Below are 18,702 nucleotides of genomic sequence, written 5' to 3' on the forward strand. Positions count from 1 at the left end.
AAAAATGATCAAGCTCGGTATCGTGATGGACCCAATTTCATCCATCAACATCAAGAAAGACACTAGTTTTGCCATGCTGCTGGAAGCACAAAAACGCGGGTGGGAAATCCATTATATGGAAATGAATGATCTCTACCTGCATCAGGGAGAAGCTCGCGCCCGCACACGTTTACTTACGGTAGAAGAAAATCCACAACAGTGGTATCAGTTTGGTGGTGAGCAAGAGATCGCGCTCGATACTTTGCACGTGATTTTGATGCGCAAAGATCCCCCTTTTGATACTGAGTACATTTATGCGACCTATATTCTGGAGCGCGCTGAGGTCAAAGGCAGCCTGATCGTCAATAAGCCGCAAAGCCTGCGCGACTGTAACGAAAAGCTGTTTACGGCTTGGTTCCCGGAATGGACACCCGATACACTCGTCACCCGCAATGCCAAAAACTTACGCGAATTCCATAAAAAACATGGCGATGTTATTTTTAAGCCCCTGGATGGCATGGGAGGCGCGTCTATCTTCCGCTTGAAACAAGACGACGCGAATGTGGGCGTGATTATTGAAACGCTGACTGAACATGGCCAGCGTTATTGCATGGCGCAAAATTTTCTGCCCGCCATTAAAGATGGCGATAAGCGCGTACTGGTTGTTGATGGCGAACCTGTGCCTTACTGCCTTGCCCGTATCCCCGCCCAAGGGGAAACCCGGGGTAATTTAGCCGCCGGCGGCCGCGGGGAAGCACGCCCGTTATCAGAAAGCGACTGGGCAATTGCCCGCGCCGTTGCCCCTGTACTCAAAGAGAAAGGGTTAATTTTTGTCGGGCTGGATATCATTGGCGACCGGTTAACTGAGATCAACGTGACCAGCCCAACCTGCGTACGTGAAATAGAAGCAGCTTTCCCAGACATTTCCATTACCGCCATGCTGATGGATGCTATCGAAAAGCGATTGGAAAAACAGGCAGCATAATCGGCCAAATCACGGTCGTTTCCGGGCAACATTTGCCATTTATAATAAGAGCCCACATACTGTGGGCCACGTTATTCTTACATTGCCAAAATAATTATCAGAAAACACATGAATCTACAGCACCATTTTCTTATTGCCATGCCTTCGCTCTCTGATCCTTATTTCAATCGTTCTGTAGTTTATATCTGCGAACATGATCAAAATGGGGCAATGGGGTTAGTTATCAATAAACCGATAGCCCGAGTTTCTATCCAAAGTATCTTACAAAAGTTAGAGATCACCCCTAAAGATAGAGACGATACTATCAATCTCAATCGGCCAGTGATGGCTGGCGGCCCCTTGTCCGAGGAGCACGGTTTCATTTTACATACGCCACAATCAGGTTTTAGTTCCAGTATTCAAATTTCTGAGCACACCATGCTCACCACATCCAAAGATATGCTGGAAGCACTGGGCACACCACGCCAACCGGAAAATGTGTTAATGACCCTTGGCTATTCAAGTTGGGAAACGGGTCAGTTGGAAAAGGAGATTATGGAAAACAGTTGGCTGACGGTCAGCGCAGAACCTGCCATTATTTTCAATACCCCTATCGCTGCTCGCTGGCGTGAAGCGGCTTCTTTACTGGGAATTAATATTGCCAATCTCGCATCACAAGCAGGACATGCCTGATGAAAAACCGCACAATTATTGCCTTTGATTTCGGAACCCGCAGTATTGGCGCTGCCATCGGGCAAGAAATCACCGGTACAGCCAGGGCATTATCCTCTTTCAAAGCCAACGAAGGCTCCCCCAATTGGGAACTCATTGGCAAACTGCTTAAAGAGTGGCAGCCCGAGCTGGTCATCGTGGGTCTGCCACTCAATATGGATGGCACAGAGCAACCTGTCACCGCACAAGCCCGTAAGTTCGCCAATCGCATACACGGGCGTTTCGGCGTACAGGTTGAACTGCACGATGAGCGATTGACCACCGTAGAAGCGCGCGCCCATCTGTTTGATAACGGTGGCTACAAGGCACTGGATAAGGGTAAGGTTGATTCCGCTTCTGCGGTGATTATTCTGGAAAGCTGGTTTGAACAGCACTATACCCAGCGACAGAATTTGTCATAGCCACAGTTATAGTAATCCCGACAACTGGCGTTGTTGTCGGCTTTGCTCGTAAGTTTGCATGCCACCCGCAGTGCCAGTCTGCATAAGTGAGGCTATTTGATGATTTTTGCCTTCTCTTATCAAATGGCTAACCGCTTGATTGATGACCAAGACTTCATGAACAGCCACTCTGCCGCCGTCTTTGGCCGGGAGCAGTTGCTGGGAAATCACCGCCTTTAAACTCCCGGCCAACTGGCTACAAATCCAACCTTTCTCTTCTGCGGAAAAAACATCAACCAAGCGATCGACCGCCTGAATGGCTCCACGGGTATGCAGCGTTGACAAGACCAAGTGCCCCGTTTCAGCCGCCGTCAGCGCCAGCCGGATTGTCTCTTTATCCCGTAATTCGCCCAACAGGATCACATCAGGATCTTGCCGTAATACCCCTTTAAGTGCCGTTTGATAATCCGCAACATCCTTGCCAATCTGCCTTTGCTGTATCAAACAGTTGCGGCTTTGGTGAACAAATTCGATGGGGTCTTCCAGCGTGATGATGTGTTTACACGTCTGGCTATTCAAGGCATGAATCATGGCTGCCAGCGTCGTGGATTTACCGCTTCCCGTTGCGCCTGTCACTAATATCAACCCGCTCATCTCCTGCAAAATAAGCTGCTGAATAATGTCAGGCGCATAGAGTTGCTCCAATGTCGGGCACTTATCGGCAATCAAGCGCAATACCAATGATAAGTGCGATTGCTGATAGAACAGATTTCCCCTGAGTCGCTGTTTATCCGGCATGGTGACCACAAAGTCGACATGGCCGTGCTGCTGTAACTGCTGTTTCTGTCCCTCCGATAATATTCCCTCACTCCACGCCATCAGGGAATGGGATTGAATTTCTGCCAGTTGTCTCTGGGGGTATAACACCCCGTTGATACGCAAAACCGGAACTTGCCCGACACAAAGATGCAGATCGGAAGCATTATGCTTTACACTAAGGGACACTAATTTTTCCATATTCATTTTTTATCTCCTGAGTCAATTATGCACAATATCGAACAAAATCTTCACGATGTCAGGAACCGCATTACCCTTGCAGCACAAAAATGCGGGCGCTCTTCAGAAGAAATTACCTTGCTTGCAGTCAGTAAAACCAAACCTGTGGACGCCATCGCAGAAGCCATAGCCCATGGTCAGCGGGAATTTGGCGAGAATTACGTTCAGGAGGGCGTGGAAAAGATCCAACACTTTAACAACCGTGACGATTTAGTCTGGCACTTTATTGGCCCGTTACAATCCAACAAGTGCCGTCTGGTTGCCGAAAATTTTGCTTGGTGCCATACCATTGACAGGGTAAAAATCGCCCAACGGTTAAGTGAACTACGTCCTGAAAACCGGCCGCCGCTCAATATCCTGATCCAAATTAATATCAGTGGGGAAGAGAGCAAATCCGGCATTTTGCTGGAGGCGTTACCCGACTTGGCCGCAACAATTAATGCGTTGCCTAATCTGGCATTGCGTGGATTGATGGCAATCCCTGCACCGGAAAGCAACATTGAACGCCAGATAGCTGTTTTTCGCCAGATGGAACACGCCTTTATGGCACTCAAAGCGCAATATCCCCACGTTGACACGCTGTCAATGGGCATGACGGATGATATGGACGCCGCGATTACTTGTGGTTCTACTCTGGTTCGGATTGGAACGGCCATCTTCGGGGCTCGTCAGTACAGGCCATAACGCGCTTAAATTAGTCAACGAGGTTATCTCATGAAAAATCGTAAAATCACCTTTATTGGCGCAGGAAATATGGCGCATGCCATCATTGCCGGATTAGTCAGAAAAGGTTACCCAGCCGAACTCATCACGGTCTGTGCGCCAAGCACAACCCGCCGTGATGTACTGGCAAAAGAGTATGGCATTAATAGCCAAAGCGATAATATTCGTTACGCGCAACAAGCTGATGTCATTGTTCTGGCGGTTAAACCGCAAATGATGGCGGAAGTGTGTACATCACTGCACCCGCACGTCAATTTCAGTAACAAACTGGTGCTTTCTATCGCGGCGGGTATTCCCGTCTCCCGTTTTTACGCGCTTTTGCAGGATAATCTCAATATTATCCGCATCATGCCCAATACCCCTTCGCTTATCGGGCAAGGCGTCAGCGGTCTGTTTGCGCCGGAACAGGTTGAGCAACCGGATCGCGAGTTCGCTGAGTTATTAATGGGCAGCGTCGGCAAAGTTTGCTGGGTCAATGATGAAAACGGGATTAACGATATTATCGCCATAGCAGGCAGCGCCCCGGCCTATTTCTTCCTGTTTATGGAATCAATGCAACAAGAAGCAGAGCGTCTGGGTTTCGACAGTGAAATGGCCAGAGAACTTGTCCTGCAAGCTGCCATAGGTTCAGCTAAACTTGCTGAAACGCAAAAAGATCTTCCTTTTGCTATCCTGCGTGAGCAGGTAACATCTAAAGGCGGTACAACGGCTGAAGCACTGCGCATTTTTTATGAAGGCAAGCTGCCTGAGATTGTGTCCAGTGCCATGCAGGGAGCAATCCGCCGGGCGCAGGAAATGGAAAAATTATTTTAATTCAATGGGTTTAATTCAATCAGGGCTGCTACATGCAATTCTTAAACTTTCTCTTTTTTACCGTTCTGGATCTCTATACTGCGGTTTTACTGCTGCGTGTCTGGATGCAGTGGGCACGTTGTGATTTCTATAATCCCTTTGCCCAGTTTATCGTCAAAATCACCCAGCCTGTGGTGCGCCCATTACGCCGGTTCATTCCTGCCGTGGGTCCTATCGATACGGCGTCTGTGCTGCTTGCCTACCTGCTCGTTATTCTCAAGATTTTGTTGCCTATCTGGTTAACGACCGGGCAGTTTCTCATTCCTTCTGCTGCCATATTCTTGTTTGGCGTGATTGAATTTCTGACGGCGGCCGGAAAGCTGGTATTCTGGTTGGTGATCGCCCGCGCGTTATTGAGTTGGATCAGCCAGGGACGCAACCCTGTGGATTATGTTCTGATCCAATTGACCGAGCCGCTAATGGCGCCCATCCGCCGCATTATTCCTTCTATGGGCGGCCTTGATTTCTCTGCCATGATTGTCATTCTCATTCTCTACGCACTCAATGCCCTGCGTTACGATGTGATGAACTGGCTAGCCTCCATCTTCGCCGGTTAATGAGATAAATCGATCAATGAGATACATAGGTTTTAGATACATAGGTTTTAGATACATAGGTTTTAGATACATAGGTTTTAGATACATAGGTTAATAAAATAAATGGCAATGCAAAAAGTTGTTCTCGCCACGGGAAATGCCGGTAAAGTACGTGAACTGGCGGATTTATTGGCTGACTTTGGTCTGGAGGTTGTCGCCCAAACCGAATTGGGCGTTGATTCAGCCGATGAAACGGGTCTTACCTTCATTGAAAACGCCATCATCAAAGCCCGCCATGCTGCCGCAGTGACCGGCTTACCGGCAATTGCAGACGATTCAGGATTATCGGTGGATGTATTGGGCGGTGCGCCGGGCATTTATTCCGCACGTTATGCCGGTCATGAGGCTTCCGATCAGGAGAATCTGCAAAAATTACTGGCCGCCCTGCGCGATGTGCCTGATGAGCAGCGTCAGGCTCAGTTCAATTGTGTGCTGGTTTTCTTGCGCCATGCCGAAGATCCGACTCCGTTGGTATTTCACGGTCGCTGGTCGGGCAGGATCACCCGTGAACCAGCGGGAGCAGGCGGTTTTGGTTACGATCCGATTTTTTACGCGCCAGAATTTAACTGTACCGCTGCTGAACTCACGCGTGAGCAGAAAAATACCGTTTCACACCGTGGAAAGGCATTAGCCATGTTGTTGGAAGCCCTGCGTAATGCTTAAGTTGCCACCGTTGAGTCTTTATATTCATATTCCGTGGTGCGTGCAAAAATGCCCTTATTGTGATTTCAATTCACATGCTTTAAAAGGCGATGTGCCGCATCAGGAATATGTTGATCATCTATTGGCGGATTTGCGGGCTGATCTGCCGATGATTGATGATCGTGAGGTAGCCACAATTTTTATCGGTGGAGGAACGCCGAGCCTGTTAAGTGCCGAGGGTATGCAGCGATTGTTGGATGGCGTCAGGGGTTCGTTGTCACTCTCGCCACAGGCAGAGATTACCATGGAAGCCAATCCGGGCACCGTTGAAGCCGATCGTTTCCATGCTTATCAGCAAGCGGGTATTAACCGAATTTCCATCGGGGTACAAAGTTTCGGTTCCGATAAACTGATCCGTTTAGGCCGTATCCACGGCCCGGAAGAGGCCAAACGGGCGGCAAAATTGGCTGATGGGCTTGGATTGCGCAGTTTCAATCTGGATTTGATGCACGGTTTGCCCAACCAGACACTTAATGAAGCACTGAATGATTTGCGTCAGGCAATTGAATTATCGCCGCCACACCTGTCTTGGTATCAACTGACGATTGAACCCAATACAAGTTTTGGCTCTCGCCCGCCGGTGTTACCGGATGATGATGCGCTGTGGGATATTTTTTCCCAAGGCCATCAATTATTAACGGCGGCGGGTTACCAACAATATGAGACGTCGGCTTATGCCAAACCAAGTTATCAATGTCAGCATAATCTCAATTATTGGCGTTTCGGTGATTACTTAGGCATTGGTTGTGGTGCCCACGGCAAAATTTCGTTTGCCGATGGCCGCATTCTCCGTACCGTGAAAACCAAGCATCCACGCGGTTATATGCAGGGGCGTTATTGGGATCAGCAAAATCCGGTCGATAATGCCGATCGCCCGTTTGAATTTTTCATGAATCGTTTTCGTTTGCTGGAATCCATGCCACGTCAGGATTTCAGCGATTTTACCGGATTGCCAGAAAGTGCCATTCGCCGACAAATGGATGAAGCCTTGGATAAAGGTTATGTCACTGAAAGCGAGACACACTGGCAAATTACCCAGCACGGAAAATTATTCCTGAATTCCTTATTGGAACTGTTTCTTTAAAAAGAAACGAATACAACAAACGGCACCTGAAAATTTCGGGTGCCGTTTGTTCACATTATTTAATCCTGCCTGTCGCCCGTGCGTAAGCAAACAGCCCGCCGGCAGAGACAATATTGGCCAGTTCACCAATCGGATCAGTTTGATATTTCTCGCCATTTTTCAGCAGAATCACGGTCTGGTTTTCGATATCAATCTCAATACTGTCCCCCGTCACTAATTTGTCACACAAACGCGCTTGTCCTGCCACGGGCAATAACTGCCCGGTTGATACGCAATTGCGGAAGAATATACGGGCATAAGATTGAGCCAGAACCGCTTTCACACCGGAAGCCCCTAATGCTGCAACGGCGTGCTCACGCGACGATCCACAACCAAAATTCTGTCCTGCCACGATGATCGGATATTTCGCTTTTCCTTTACTTTCATCAATAAAAGGCAGTGAGCCTTCCGGCAATCCACACATCGCCAACGAAGCCAGTTGGGCATAGCCTTCCGGCGTGGAAGGATTCACCTTAAGATATTCGGCTGAGAGGATCTGGTCAGTATCAATATTGTCGGTTAATACATACACCTCACCCCGAATGATATTTTCCTTTAACCCACTCATAAAAACTCCTCAGGATTGGTTATTTGACCGGTAATCGCGGCGGCAGCAACCGAATAAGGGGAAGCGAGGTAAATATTGGCGCGTTTATGCCCCATTCTGCCGACAAAATTGCGATTGGTGGTGGATATCACGGATATCGGATCGTTGACCCGCCCAAAGGTATCCGGCGGCCCCCCGCAACAGGCGGCACATCCAGATTCAGAGGACAGTTTCACGCCCGCATCACTTAAAATCTGGTAGACAGAAACGCCATCAATTTGCGTCGTAATCGTGTTATGGAAAACTTCTTTGGTGGCCGGCACGGCATAAGTCGGAATAGCCACTTTATGCCCTTTGATAATCCGGGCGGCTGCAACAAAATCTTCCAGCTTGCCCCCGGTACAAGAGCCAATATAGGCTTGGGATATGGCAACATTAGCCACCTGCTCAATAGAAACGACGTTGTCCGGTGAATGAGGTTTGGCAATCTTCGGTTGCATCGCGGAAACATCAATATTTAATACCCGGCTATATTGGGCATCTTCGTCCGGGTAAACGATGTCAAACGGGAGAGCGTTTCGTTCTGCCAGATAATCCAGCGTTGCCTGATTGGGAACCATAATGCCGTTTTTGGCACCACATTCAACGACCATATTGCAAATCGTCATGCGCTCTTCTACCGATAACTCATCAATGACATTACCGCCGAATTCGATAGCCTGATAAGTGGCACCATCAACGGTTAATTCTGACAATACAGATAAAATCATGTCCTTAGCCAAAACATGGGCGGGCTTGGTGCCGGTAAAATTGACCCGGATGGTCGTTGGCACCTTAAGCGGAATTTCTCCCGTCCCTAACGCATAAGCGGCATCCGTAATCCCCAGCCCGATGGCGAATGCACCAAACGCTCCCGCAGTCACGGTATGAGAATCGGTGCCCAATAACACTTCGCCGGGGCGGGTATGCCCCCCTTCTGCCAGCCCGATATGGCACACCCCTTTATAATCGGGGGTCCCGACATCATAGAAATATTTGATGTTCTGTTCGGCGGCAAATTCACGCATGACCCGAATGTTTTGATTTGCTTGTGAGTCGGCCGAATAGACAAAATGGTCCGGGATTAAAATAAAGCGTTCAGGGTCCCATATCTTCGCATCCTGCCCGAACTCCTTTTTAAATACGCTGGCGACACCCGGTGTGCAGGGATCGTGGGACATGAGAATATCCACTTTCGCCCAAACCACTTCCCCCGGAGTAACGTGTTGACGCCCACTTGCCCGTGCAAGAATTTTTTGTGTCATCGTTTGGTTCATCTTACATGGCCTCCAAAAAGTAAAAACAGACTCAACAGATGGTCATCCTAACAAGATTACGGTTCCTTAACGTAGGGAAATACCCTGCTTGTATTCACTGTTTCCAGTATGGGACAGTTGTCCACAAAATGGGAATATGTGATATGTTATAGGGCAGTTCCCACGCGTAAATCATCAGGTTATTGCATGAATAATATTGAGAATCTTACCTCGATGGTGGTCTTTGCCCGTGTCGTCGAGACATTGAGTTTTACCGAAGCGGCAAAATCGTTAAGGCTGTCTAAATCTTCCGTCAGCCGCGAGATTGCACAGTTGGAAGTCAGATTAGGCACTCAATTGCTCAACCGTACTACACGCAAGATTCAAGTGACAGAAGTCGGGATGAGTTATTACCAATACTGCCACCGCATCCTGACCGAAGCCCAACATGCTGAACATTTTATCCGTCATTTCCATGAAGCGCCGATGGGCAGTTTGCGCTTGATTGCCCCGGTCTCCTTTGGCAGCCAGTGTATTGTCCCCGCCCTGAATAGCTTTATTGCCGGCAATATTCATATCAGCGTTGATCTGGAGTTGACCGACAGAACCCTCAATATGGAAGAAGATCAATGCGATATTGCGATCATTATCGGGCGCGAAACACCCCAATATCCGCTTGTCATGCCTTTAATTGATATCACTTGGGGGCTTTACGCCACCCCTGACTATATAAGTCAATTTGCGCCCATAGAGAAACCCGAAGATCTCCCCCGTTACGATTACCTGCTATTCCGTGGCCCCGCTCATACCATTTCCCTGCCGTTCCGCAAGGAGAGAAATAAGCTGGATATCGAAGTTCGCAGCCGGTTTCGCATCAATAACAGCGTGGCGTTAATGAGTTCCGCTCTGGCCGGGGCAGGGATTGCCTATCTGCCCGACTATGTTACCCATGAAGCGGTAGCAGAGGGAAAACTAGTACGACTTCTGCCAGAGTGGAGCATGGATCTCTATCAGGCTTGGATACTGTTTAAATCAGAAAGTACACTGTCTTCGCGTGTGCAGCAGTTTGCAAGCTCGTTGCAGCGCAAGCTAAGGCAGAATCTGGAGAGCGGGAAAGAAGCGTAGCGACGGCATCAATGCGGGTACAACCGTACCCGCTAACGATCTTATCGGTAAGATGTGACATCAATGCTCATTAATAGTAGTTGCCGTGACGATAATCCCAAGTCGTGAAAATATCAGACATCAGCGCCATAATTTTATTGACATCCAACCCCTTGCGAATCAATACCGGACACGGGCTAATATCGCGCTGACCCTGTTGCAGGGGAACCAATTTACCCTTTTCATCGACCATTGACACCATCACACCTTGTTCGTAACGGGTTTGCTCCGTTTCATTGGGCTGGATAGATTTAACATAGTCATTGGCACAAATAATCAGATCAGCCCGCTCTTCTATTCTCTCACCGATGCATTCAACCAATCCGCGATTTCCCTTACCTGATGGGTTCGCTGAACTGGCAAAAGAGAACTTGCCGTATTTTTCCCACAGTTCCTTGGCCAAGATTTCACCGGGTTTGCCAAATTTAATCACAAAACAACTTGTACCACGCTGATCCATCATCAGTTCTTTAGAGCCATCATCAGGGATACGGGCGACGGCTTCTTCTTTCCACGGCAAAATACAACCTAATAAGATGTCTTCATCCCAATGTTTTTGATAAAGTTCTTCAATTTCCGCATTAAGCTGAGCCAGCTCTTTCAACTGTTCCAACGATCCACATAAAACAACACCCGGCTTGTTGCGATTGCGCTGTTTAGCTTCAAATTTGCGCTCCAGACCTTGCGCATCCGATGTCATGATAATGTAGCCAACTTTGGTTGGGCAAACGATCATGCCGCCGTCATTTGAGAGGATCTCTACCGCTTCCTGCTGCACCCCATAGTTCCATTGAATTTTTTTGCTGCTCATCTTGATACTCCTTACTGGAAACGGAAGAATTATTAATCAGTTAACGCTGGTAGTAACCGGTAATAGACGCTGTTGCCAAGGTATTGGCTTGGATCATAAAACGTGCAATCGCATTGGTTGTTTCAGCATCGATGCCCAGTTTTTCTACCGACAAGGCATGTACAGTGAAAATATAGCGATGGGCTTTATCGCCCACGGGTGGGCAAACGCCACAGAAGCCAAACTGGCCGTAATCATTTCTGCTTTGGATCGTACCGGCCGGCAATTTGCTGCCATCGCTTTGCCCTGCGTTTGCAGGTAAGGCGTGTGTTTCAACGGGGATATCAAACGCGACCCAGTGCCAGAAACCGCTGCCGGTTGGTGCATCCGGATCATAGACCGTTATCGCAAAACTTTGCGTTCCGGCCGGCGCTTCTGCCCAAGCAAGTTCGGGGGAACGGTTATCACCATTGCCACCAAATTGATTAAACTCATGCTCTTTTTGCAAGAAATCATGATGGTTAAATTCAATTGAACGGATAATCATGCTTGTGTCCCCATTAGATGCCTTTTGCAACATCCTAACGCAGATTTTCTGTGCCGCAAGATCAAGCCATGATTTTGCCTGATTGTTTCAATTTAGGAACAATATCAGTTTAGGAATAATAAGTGATTATGAATAGAAAGCAGCTTATTATCGCCCCGCGACGCGGGGCGATAATAAATATATCTTGAAGTACGACGGGCATATAACTATTTAGATTTAAGGGTAAATTCAGAGAAAAAGAATTTTACTTTACCCAATTACAAAGCATCAGCAACCGCATTAACTTGTCGCGTCATGCTGTCCAAACCACCACCTGACAAGTACCAGAGATCAGATTGCAGATAAACTATTTTGCCGTTTTTATAGGCATTGGTTGATTTGACTTGATCATTTTCAAACTGATCTTTTTCCAACTTACCCGCACCAATCGCTTCGCTACGATCGATAATAAAAATCACATCAGGATTGGTTTGTGCAATCATCTCTGCCGTCACCGCCCGACTTTTGTTTTCATCCGGTTTAGCCGGCAATACCGCGCGAGGCGCTTTAATCACGTTGTAAACAATCGCCTGATTATTGGGATAGAGCTCCCCTGCGTTGTGCAGTAATACCAATACCTTGCTGTTCGCTGCTTGCGCTTTTTCCTGAGCAGATGCAATCGTTTTTTCCAAATCAGCAAATTGGGCTTTCACCATATCCTGCTTATTGAACACCTCGCCCAACAATTTAAGATTATTATCAACGGATGACAGGTAATTTTTATTGTCCGTACTTAAATTAATGGTGGAAGCTATTTGCGACAGATGATCATAAGAAGCGCCTTGGCGCCCGGTAATAACAATTAAATCTGGCTTGATTTCCGCTAATTTTGCCAAATTCGGCTCTTTCATTCCCCCGGCATTGTGCATCGTTGCAGGCATGTCATTACGCACATATTCAGGTAAGTTATTAATAGGTAGTGCAATCACGCGATCAGATAACCCCAGTTTGACCATCGAATCGTAAGTGCCGAAATCGAACAACACAACCCGTTTTGGGTTCTTTTTCACCTGAGTTTCACCGGAAAGATGTTTTACCGTGACATAATCACCAGACTGAGCGGTGACTGAATTTGGCGTAAATAATTCGGATGATTGACTAAATGCAGAGTAACTGGTGGCAGAAAGCAATGATGCAATAACCATTGGCAGGATTTTTTTCATTGTTACACCTAAATTGAGCCTATGAGTAAAAGGTGACCTGCATTCTAGGTGGCAATATGAATATGTCAACAAAATAAGAATCAATTTCATATTGATTCTTATTTGCTTTTTTGGCGAATATCCTCGTCGTGCTTTAAGACGCATTTATAGGATATATCGCGTGATTTACTTAATCGAATTCATAAGACTAATGCGCTGTTGTTCTAATTTACTGGCTTTACTGCACACATCCGTTTTTAAGCGCTTTAACTCTTGTTCCTGTTTTTTCCATTCAGCATCAAAACCATTCTGCATACCGCCCAGCCCGCCGAGGAGAGACATTAACATCTGTTTACCGTCACCATTTTGATCACTGTTTTTACGGCTCATTTCGTTAATGCTATCTTGCAAAATCCCACCCAGACTTTGTTCAATGAGTTTTCGGCCTTCTGGCTCTACCTGTTTGACTGCCTGAGAATTGAATGCAAAACCATTGGCACGGGTTTCAATCACTTTATCTATTTGTTTGTTGAGGCCTGTTTCCAATTGAGAGAGACGGTTACGGATATGACTTTCCTTGCCCATCGTTTCGACAACCACTTTATCCAGCGCTTGGCGAGCACTCGCCAAATGGCTCAGCGCCTCTTTCTTCACCCAGGGCAAATCCTGGCGGACTGTCTGTTGATATTGCAGGGCCTTGTTACGTTGTTCTGTACTCAGCGATAACGCCTTGCCATCCCGTGTTATGGAACCATCAGGCAATATTTTCAGATTGCCATCTGCCCCGGTGATCTGGACAGCGTTTGGCGTAACAATAATGTCATCATTCAGCGTCACATGACATTCAGATTTCGCCTGTGCCTGAGTCATAATGACTTGAGATGCAAATAACAATGATGCAGCAATCGTGATCCTGCGTAACATACGTTCTCCTGATTTCGTTTGCGTATTTTTTACGTATTCATTTACGTAACAATGCTTCATCAGCACAGATAAGGTTAAAAAATAGAGCGCCCAATACGCCCGGCTAACTTTTCCAGTGCGGCACAACCTGCCAGTGAGTTGCCGGATTTATCCAGTTCAGGTGACCATACCGCCACCGTGAATTCTCCCGGAACGACACAAATAATGCCACCGCCCACCCCTGATTTTCCCGGCATACCGATCCTGAAAGCAAACTCGCCGGAACCATCATACATACCACACGTCAACATCAGCGCATTAATCTGGCGGGTTTGTCGCAGGCTGAGAATTTGTTGGCCGGACCCTATCATACGTCCTTGGTTGGCTAAATAAATAAAACATTGGGCCAATTCAATACAACTCATTTCCAAGGCACAGTATTGGAAATAGGTTTGCAGAACGGTAATCACATCATTGTCAAAATTACCGAATGATTTCATCAGGTAAGCTATCGCAGCATTGCGGCTGGAATGCTCCATTTCTGAACGGGCAACGATATCATCATAGTAGATATTTTTTTGCCCAGTCAGGCTGCGAACAAATTCCAGCATTCTGTGTTTCGGCGCACTCAGCCGAGATTGCAGCATATCGCAAATAATCAATGCCCCAGCATTAATAAAGGGGTTACGGGGAATTCCCTTTTCCAACTCCAACTGTACCAATGAGTTAAACGGCTGCCCCGAAGGTTCTGTACTCACTCGCTGCCAGATATCCTCTTCCTTATAACGTGTCATCGCTAAGGTTAAGCTCAACACTTTAGAAATCGATTGGATAGAGAAACGTTTTTCTGCATCTCCCGCTTTAAAAACCTGCCCATCTACCGTACAAATGGCCATCGCCAAATTATTTGCCGGAACTTCCGCCAGAGCAGGAATGTAATCTGCTACTTTTCCTTGGCCAATCAAAGGGCGTACTTCTTCTAAGATATCTGCCAATAACGAATTAGAGAACCTTACCTTCACCACTTTTTCTCCAGACAAACAGGGACTCCCAAGGAGCCCCTGCACACTGCGCTATTTTTACCTAATACGCTTCTTTTTATGCAACAGCGAATCAATCCCACCACACATCAAATAGTTTTGATGTGATAACGTCTTCCATACCGCGATCTTTCAGCCAATGCTCAACCAATTGGCGGTGCTCTTCAGTACATTTGCCAATTTTTTGCAAACAGACAATGCCTTCCCATTGCAAATAACCGCTGGCATCCAGCGCAAGGCCATTTGGCTCGATCAGCTCTTCAATCAGGGCATCAACCGTGCTATCAACAACTTCAACGGCGGTATCAGCCGGAAAATTCCACTTTACTGAAAAACCCAATTCCTGAAACTCATCAATACGCAATTTTTTACGCAGACGACGACTACGGTTTTTAGCCATTATTTTACCCTCTCAAACATTAGATCCCATACGCCATGACCTAACCGCTGGCCACGCTTCTCAAATTTTGTGACCGGACGCGAATCAGGACGTGGCACATAATCACCGTTTTCTGACAAGTTGCGATATCCTTCCGCTGCGCTCATCACTTCCAGCATATGCTCTGCATATGGCTGCCAGTCGGTTGCCATATGGAAGATACCACCGATTTTCAGCTTACTTTTAACCAATTGAACAAATTCAGGCTGCACAATTCTGCGTTTGTTATGACGGGCTTTATGCCACGGATCGGGGAAGAAAAGCTGAACCATTGCCAGGCTCTGATCGGGGATCATATTGTTCAATACTTCGATGGCATCATGGCACATCACTCGCAGATTAGTGAGATTTTCATCTTCTGCAGATGCCAAACACGCCCCGACTCCCGGTGCATGAACTTCAATGCCAAAAAAGTTTTTCTCTGGATTTGCGCTGGCCATTGTGACTAATGAGGCGCCCATACCAAAACCGATTTCCAACACAACAGGCGCTTCACGGCCAAACAGCGCTGCCATACTGGACATTTCGGCCTGATAGTCCACTCCCATCTTCGGCCACACATTATCAAGCGCTTGCTGCTGGCGACTGGTTAACCGTCCCTGCCGACGTACAAAACTGCGGACACGGCGCAACGCCCTGCCATTTTCATCATATTCCGGTGAAATTACGTTATTTATCATGGTACTTTCTGTCAGTTTTAAAGACATTTGCTCAGGCGACCGGGACTTTATATACCACAGGATTGCCCAAAGAGAGCGCAATTATGCAAAGATGGCTGAGTTTATCAAGTTCAGTGCCCATAAGCACAACTTTAATGCTATGTTTGCGTAACGCTTCGAAATAAAGTTCGGGTTTACACTGAGGTTACACTATGCTGCAATCCCGTCCACGTAACAATGACCCGATATAAAGACAATTATTCTAATGATGGAAGCTGAGCAATTTTCACACGCGGTACTTGAGTGGTATCACCGCTATGGCCGCAAAACCCTGCCGTGGCAGTTGGAAAAAACATCCTATCACGTCTGGCTTTCAGAGGTGATGCTGCAACAAACCCAAGTTGCAACGGTCATTCCCTATTTCCAAAAATTTATTTCCCGTTTTCCCGACGTTGCTTCTTTAGCTGCTGCACCATTGGACGAAGTTCTCCATTTATGGACGGGGTTGGGATATTACGCCCGCGCCCGCAATTTGCATAAAGCCGCCCAACAGGTTGTGACGTCACACAACGGCAACTTTCCGACCACATTTGATGATGTTGTTGCTCTGCCCGGTGTGGGACGTTCAACCGCCGGAGCCATTCTTTCACTCTCTCAGGGCAAGCATTTCCCTATTCTTGACGGTAACGTGAAACGTGTTTTAGCACGCTGCTACGCTGTTGATGGCTGGCCGGGGAAAAAAGAGGTGGAAAACCAGTTATGGGACATCAGCACACGCGTAACGCCCAAACAAGGTGTCAAATATTTTAATCAGGCGATGATGGACTTGGGTGCCATGGTCTGCACCCGCAGCAAACCCAAATGTGAGATTTGCCCGCTTAATGCGGGGTGTATCGCTTATGCCAACCACAGTTGGGCAAGCTATCCGGGTAAAAAACCGAAACAGAGCATTCCGGAGAAAACTGCCTACTTTTTATTAATGCAATACGGTGATAAGGTTTGGCTAGAGCAACGCCCGCTTTCTGGGATTTGGGGCGGTTTATTTGCTTTCCCACAATTTGCTGATCAGGCATCACTGGAGCAATGGCTGAAAAGTTCAGGCATCTCTCACAGCAAACTTGAACAATTGACCGCATTTCGCCATACATTCAGTCATTTTCATTTAGATATCGTTCCTATTAGAACCGATATCTTATCTTTTGATTCCTGCATGGATGAAAATAAAGGACTTTGGTATAACTTACGCCAGCCAGCAACCATTGGATTGGCAGCTCCCGTTGAATACCTTTTGCAACAATTGGCTTAATTTGCCGACTATTTTGAGGATTAATTATGAGCAGAACTATTTTTTGTACTTTTTTACAACGAGAAGCCGAAGGTCAAGATTTTCAACTCTATCCGGGGGAATTGGGCAAGCGAATTTTCAATGAAATTTCGAAAGAAGCATGGCAACAATGGATGAGTAAACAAACCATGCTGATTAATGAAAAAAAACTCAATACCATGAATCCAGAAGATCGCAAGCTGCTTGAGCAAGAAATGGTAAAATTCCTGTTTGAAGGGCATGACATTCAAATCGACGGTTATACACCACCGGAACAATAATATTTACGACTCGATTGGCATAATAAGAGCCATTTTGTATGGCTCTACACATTCTAAGCATTGATGAAACCCCAATATCTAACAGCATTAATATCCAACGGCATTGTAAAATGAAAAGACTGCTGGCTCTGATCCTCCTCGCTCCACTTTTAATTTCTTGTTCTGGCAAAAAAGACGTTGAATACAACGAAGAATATATAAAAGACACCAATGGTTTCGATATTTTGATGGGGCAATTTGCCCACAACATTGAAAATATCTGGGGGTTGCAGGAAGTTTTAATCGCAGGCCCAAAAGATTACGTTAAATACACGGATCAATATAAAACTCGCAGCCATATCAATTTTGAGACGGGAAATATCACGATTGAAACCCTTTCTCCGATTGAACCCACGGAACATTTACGCAAAGCGATTGTAACGACTTTACTGATGGGAGATGATCCCGGAACTATCGATCTTTATTCTGACACCAACGATATCCAGATCAGCAAAGAACCCTTTCTCTATGGGCAGGTTTTAGATAATAGTGGTGAACCCATTCGCTGGGAGTGGCGCGCACGTCATTTTGCCAATTATCTGATCCAGAATAAATTGCAAAAACGCCAATCAGGGTTACATGTTATTTGGTCAGTCACCATGCAGTTAGTGCCTAACCATTTGGATAAACGCGCCCATAAATACCTTCCTATTGTTCGCAAAGCCGCTATCAAATATGGCGTTGATGAATCCCTGATCCTTGCTATCATGCAGACTGAATCCAGTTTTAACCCTTATGCCGTCAGTCGCTCTGATGCCTTGGGACTGATGCAGGTCATGCAGCACACAGCCGGACGAGATGTTTTCAAAATGCAAGGAAAATCAGGCCAGCCTGGTCGCAGCTATCTCTTTGATCCTGAAAACAATGTGGATGCTGGTACAGCCTATCTAGCGATATTGCAAAATACCTATTTAGGCGAAATTAAAAATGCTACCTCACGTCGATATGCCATTATTACGGCTTACAATGGCGGTGCTGGTAGTGTATTGCGCGTATTCTCCGGTGACAGAAAGAAAGCGGTTCAGATCATCAATTCAATGGCACCGGGTGATGTTTATGAAACTCTGACCAATAAACATCCTTCTGCTGAATCACGTCGCTATTTGATAAAAGTGAACAATGCACAAAAAAGCTATCGCAGGTAGTTGATAACAAATCAGTGGATAGAAAGAAAGTAATCGATGGAGCGGTGATTGCCTCTCCATTTTGTTTAGATTTATAGCTCATTGTGTGATTTAAGAGCATATAAATAAATTTATGCAGAAAGTGTTTGACGGATTGGGCTGAATACGGTTTAATGCGCCCCGTTAGCCCGGATAGCTCAGTCGGTAGAGCAGGGGATTGAAAATCCCCGTGTCGGTGGTTCGATTCCGCCTCCGGGCACCA

At 46.7% G+C, this 18,702-nt stretch carries 22 protein-coding genes and 1 tRNA gene; 13 read left to right on the plus strand and 10 right to left on the minus strand.

Annotation, left to right across the window (positions count from 1 at the left end):
- Positions 1-4: 4 nt before the first annotated feature.
- The 3 genes from gshB to ruvX all read left to right on the plus strand — a co-directional run bounded on the left by gshB (position 5) and on the right by ruvX (position 2,076).
- A complete protein-coding gene (gene gshB / locus PSI15_RS06940; RefSeq protein ID WP_273582889.1) occupies positions 5-964 on the plus strand; it encodes a glutathione synthase in 960 nt (319 codons plus the stop codon).
- Between the two features lie 108 nt (positions 965-1,072).
- On the plus strand, positions 1,073-1,636 hold the full coding sequence (locus PSI15_RS06945) for a YqgE/AlgH family protein (protein WP_273582890.1): 564 nt from the start codon (positions 1,073-1,075) through the stop codon (positions 1,634-1,636).
- The gene (ruvX, locus tag PSI15_RS06950) at positions 1,636-2,076 is read left to right on the plus strand and encodes a Holliday junction resolvase RuvX (protein ID WP_273582891.1); all 441 of its coding nucleotides are present in this window, start codon (positions 1,636-1,638) and stop codon (positions 2,074-2,076) included. Before PSI15_RS06945 ends, ruvX begins: the two co-directional genes overlap by 1 nt.
- Before the next feature lie 6 nt (positions 2,077-2,082).
- Here ruvX and PSI15_RS06955 read toward each other — a convergent pair whose 3' ends face one another.
- Entirely contained in the window at positions 2,083-3,078 is a 996-nt protein-coding gene (locus tag PSI15_RS06955; RefSeq protein WP_273582892.1) for a type IV pilus twitching motility protein PilT, read from the minus strand.
- Positions 3,079-3,099: 21 nt separating this feature from the next.
- Between PSI15_RS06955 and PSI15_RS06960 the strand changes: the two genes are divergently transcribed.
- The 5 genes from PSI15_RS06960 to hemW all read left to right on the plus strand — a co-directional run bounded on the left by PSI15_RS06960 (position 3,100) and on the right by hemW (position 7,068).
- The gene (locus PSI15_RS06960; protein WP_273582893.1) at positions 3,100-3,795 is read left to right on the plus strand and encodes a YggS family pyridoxal phosphate-dependent enzyme; all 696 of its coding nucleotides are present in this window, start codon (positions 3,100-3,102) and stop codon (positions 3,793-3,795) included.
- Positions 3,796-3,825: 30 nt separating this feature from the next.
- Complete coding sequence (gene proC, locus PSI15_RS06965) at positions 3,826-4,647, plus strand: pyrroline-5-carboxylate reductase (protein ID WP_273582894.1); 822 nt, start codon at positions 3,826-3,828, stop codon at positions 4,645-4,647.
- 32 nt (positions 4,648-4,679) lie between these two features.
- Positions 4,680-5,243, plus strand: a complete 564-nt coding sequence (locus PSI15_RS06970; protein WP_273582895.1) for a YggT family protein — start codon at positions 4,680-4,682, stop codon at positions 5,241-5,243.
- Between the two features lie 108 nt (positions 5,244-5,351).
- Entirely contained in the window at positions 5,352-5,945 is a 594-nt protein-coding gene (locus PSI15_RS06975; RefSeq protein ID WP_273582918.1) for an XTP/dITP diphosphatase, read from the plus strand.
- Positions 5,938-7,068 carry a radical SAM family heme chaperone HemW gene (gene hemW / locus PSI15_RS06980; protein ID WP_273582896.1) on the plus strand — a complete coding sequence of 377 codons (1,131 nt, stop codon included), beginning with the start codon at positions 5,938-5,940 and terminating at the stop codon, positions 7,066-7,068. The genes PSI15_RS06975 and hemW overlap by 8 nt, the downstream gene beginning before the upstream one ends.
- Positions 7,069-7,123: 55 nt before the next feature.
- On the opposite strand, the gene PSI15_RS06985 is transcribed toward hemW, so the two are convergent.
- Both PSI15_RS06985 and PSI15_RS06990 read right to left on the minus strand, forming a co-directional pair.
- On the minus strand, positions 7,124-7,675 hold the full coding sequence (locus PSI15_RS06985) for a LeuD/DmdB family oxidoreductase small subunit (protein WP_273582897.1): 552 nt from the start codon (positions 7,673-7,675) through the stop codon (positions 7,124-7,126).
- Positions 7,672-8,970 carry a 3-isopropylmalate dehydratase large subunit gene (locus PSI15_RS06990; protein ID WP_273582898.1) on the minus strand — a complete coding sequence of 433 codons (1,299 nt, stop codon included), beginning with the start codon at positions 8,968-8,970 and terminating at the stop codon, positions 7,672-7,674. Before PSI15_RS06990 ends, PSI15_RS06985 begins: the two co-directional genes overlap by 4 nt.
- Before the next feature lie 186 nt (positions 8,971-9,156).
- Between PSI15_RS06990 and PSI15_RS06995 the strand changes: the two genes are divergently transcribed.
- Positions 9,157-10,074, plus strand: a complete 918-nt coding sequence (locus PSI15_RS06995) for a LysR family transcriptional regulator (RefSeq protein WP_273582899.1) — start codon at positions 9,157-9,159, stop codon at positions 10,072-10,074.
- A gap of 70 nt (positions 10,075-10,144) precedes the next feature.
- Here the strand turns inward: PSI15_RS06995 and PSI15_RS07000 are convergent, their stop codons facing one another.
- From PSI15_RS07000 to trmB, 7 genes are all read right to left on the minus strand, one after another.
- The gene (locus PSI15_RS07000) at positions 10,145-10,924 is read right to left on the minus strand and encodes an L-threonylcarbamoyladenylate synthase (RefSeq protein WP_273582900.1); all 780 of its coding nucleotides are present in this window, start codon (positions 10,922-10,924) and stop codon (positions 10,145-10,147) included.
- 40 nt (positions 10,925-10,964) lie between these two features.
- A complete protein-coding gene (locus tag PSI15_RS07005; RefSeq protein ID WP_045969351.1) occupies positions 10,965-11,450 on the minus strand; it encodes a YbhB/YbcL family Raf kinase inhibitor-like protein in 486 nt (161 codons plus the stop codon).
- Between the two features lie 257 nt (positions 11,451-11,707).
- Positions 11,708-12,652: a siderophore ABC transporter substrate-binding protein gene (locus PSI15_RS07010; protein WP_273582901.1), complete on the minus strand. Its 945-nt coding sequence runs from the start codon at positions 12,650-12,652 to the stop codon at positions 11,708-11,710.
- A gap of 165 nt (positions 12,653-12,817) precedes the next feature.
- A complete protein-coding gene (locus PSI15_RS07015) occupies positions 12,818-13,555 on the minus strand; it encodes a DUF2884 family protein (RefSeq protein WP_273582902.1) in 738 nt (245 codons plus the stop codon).
- A 74-nt stretch (positions 13,556-13,629) separates the two neighbouring features.
- On the minus strand, positions 13,630-14,556 hold the full coding sequence (glsB, locus tag PSI15_RS07020; RefSeq protein WP_273582919.1) for a glutaminase B: 927 nt from the start codon (positions 14,554-14,556) through the stop codon (positions 13,630-13,632).
- Between the two features lie 91 nt (positions 14,557-14,647).
- Positions 14,648-14,974 (minus strand): YggL family protein, encoded by a 327-nt coding sequence (locus PSI15_RS07025; protein ID WP_045969344.1) that lies wholly within the window; start codon positions 14,972-14,974, stop codon positions 14,648-14,650.
- Entirely contained in the window at positions 14,974-15,693 is a 720-nt protein-coding gene (gene trmB, locus PSI15_RS07030; protein ID WP_273582903.1) for a tRNA (guanosine(46)-N7)-methyltransferase TrmB, read from the minus strand. Before trmB ends, PSI15_RS07025 begins: the two co-directional genes overlap by 1 nt.
- Positions 15,694-15,940: 247 nt before the next feature.
- Between trmB and mutY the strand changes: the two genes are divergently transcribed.
- The 4 genes from mutY (at position 15,941) to PSI15_RS07050 (ending at position 18,702) form a co-directional block, all read left to right on the plus strand.
- The gene (gene mutY / locus PSI15_RS07035) at positions 15,941-16,978 is read left to right on the plus strand and encodes an A/G-specific adenine glycosylase (protein WP_273582920.1); all 1,038 of its coding nucleotides are present in this window, start codon (positions 15,941-15,943) and stop codon (positions 16,976-16,978) included.
- A gap of 26 nt (positions 16,979-17,004) precedes the next feature.
- Positions 17,005-17,277, plus strand: a complete 273-nt coding sequence (locus tag PSI15_RS07040) for an oxidative damage protection protein (protein WP_099143128.1) — start codon at positions 17,005-17,007, stop codon at positions 17,275-17,277.
- Between the two features lie 110 nt (positions 17,278-17,387).
- Positions 17,388-18,461, plus strand: a complete 1,074-nt coding sequence (gene mltC, locus PSI15_RS07045; protein WP_273582921.1) for a membrane-bound lytic murein transglycosylase MltC — start codon at positions 17,388-17,390, stop codon at positions 18,459-18,461.
- A 165-nt stretch (positions 18,462-18,626) separates the two neighbouring features.
- A tRNA-Phe gene (locus tag PSI15_RS07050) sits at positions 18,627-18,702 on the plus strand.

It is taken from the genome of Xenorhabdus sp. PR6a (assembly GCF_028599065.1).
Lineage (GTDB): Bacteria > Pseudomonadota > Gammaproteobacteria > Enterobacterales > Enterobacteriaceae > Xenorhabdus > Xenorhabdus doucetiae.

Coding starts and splice junctions, on each gene's coding strand:
- gshB (WP_273582889.1), top strand. CDS start 5: ATGATCAAGCTCGGTATCGTGATGGACCCAATTTCATCCATCAACATC.
- PSI15_RS06945 (WP_273582890.1), top strand. CDS start 1,073: ATGAATCTACAGCACCATTTTCTTATTGCCATGCCTTCGCTCTCTGAT.
- ruvX (WP_273582891.1), top strand. CDS start 1,636: ATGAAAAACCGCACAATTATTGCCTTTGATTTCGGAACCCGCAGTATT.
- PSI15_RS06955 (WP_273582892.1), bottom strand. CDS start 3,078: ATGAATATGGAAAAATTAGTGTCCCTTAGTGTAAAGCATAATGCTTCC.
- PSI15_RS06960 (WP_273582893.1), top strand. CDS start 3,100: ATGCACAATATCGAACAAAATCTTCACGATGTCAGGAACCGCATTACC.
- proC (WP_273582894.1), top strand. CDS start 3,826: ATGAAAAATCGTAAAATCACCTTTATTGGCGCAGGAAATATGGCGCAT.
- PSI15_RS06970 (WP_273582895.1), top strand. CDS start 4,680: ATGCAATTCTTAAACTTTCTCTTTTTTACCGTTCTGGATCTCTATACT.
- PSI15_RS06975 (WP_273582918.1), top strand. CDS start 5,352: ATGCAAAAAGTTGTTCTCGCCACGGGAAATGCCGGTAAAGTACGTGAA.
- hemW (WP_273582896.1), top strand. CDS start 5,938: ATGCTTAAGTTGCCACCGTTGAGTCTTTATATTCATATTCCGTGGTGC.
- PSI15_RS06985 (WP_273582897.1), bottom strand. CDS start 7,675: ATGAGTGGGTTAAAGGAAAATATCATTCGGGGTGAGGTGTATGTATTA.
- PSI15_RS06990 (WP_273582898.1), bottom strand. CDS start 8,970: ATGAACCAAACGATGACACAAAAAATTCTTGCACGGGCAAGTGGGCGT.
- PSI15_RS06995 (WP_273582899.1), top strand. CDS start 9,157: ATGAATAATATTGAGAATCTTACCTCGATGGTGGTCTTTGCCCGTGTC.
- PSI15_RS07000 (WP_273582900.1), bottom strand. CDS start 10,924: ATGAGCAGCAAAAAAATTCAATGGAACTATGGGGTGCAGCAGGAAGCG.
- PSI15_RS07005 (WP_045969351.1), bottom strand. CDS start 11,450: ATGATTATCCGTTCAATTGAATTTAACCATCATGATTTCTTGCAAAAA.
- PSI15_RS07010 (WP_273582901.1), bottom strand. CDS start 12,652: ATGAAAAAAATCCTGCCAATGGTTATTGCATCATTGCTTTCTGCCACC.
- PSI15_RS07015 (WP_273582902.1), bottom strand. CDS start 13,555: ATGTTACGCAGGATCACGATTGCTGCATCATTGTTATTTGCATCTCAA.
- PSI15_RS07025 (WP_045969344.1), bottom strand. CDS start 14,974: ATGGCTAAAAACCGTAGTCGTCGTCTGCGTAAAAAATTGCGTATTGAT.
- trmB (WP_273582903.1), bottom strand. CDS start 15,693: ATGATAAATAACGTAATTTCACCGGAATATGATGAAAATGGCAGGGCG.
- mutY (WP_273582920.1), top strand. CDS start 15,941: ATGGAAGCTGAGCAATTTTCACACGCGGTACTTGAGTGGTATCACCGC.
- PSI15_RS07040 (WP_099143128.1), top strand. CDS start 17,005: ATGAGCAGAACTATTTTTTGTACTTTTTTACAACGAGAAGCCGAAGGT.
- mltC (WP_273582921.1), top strand. CDS start 17,388: ATGAAAAGACTGCTGGCTCTGATCCTCCTCGCTCCACTTTTAATTTCT.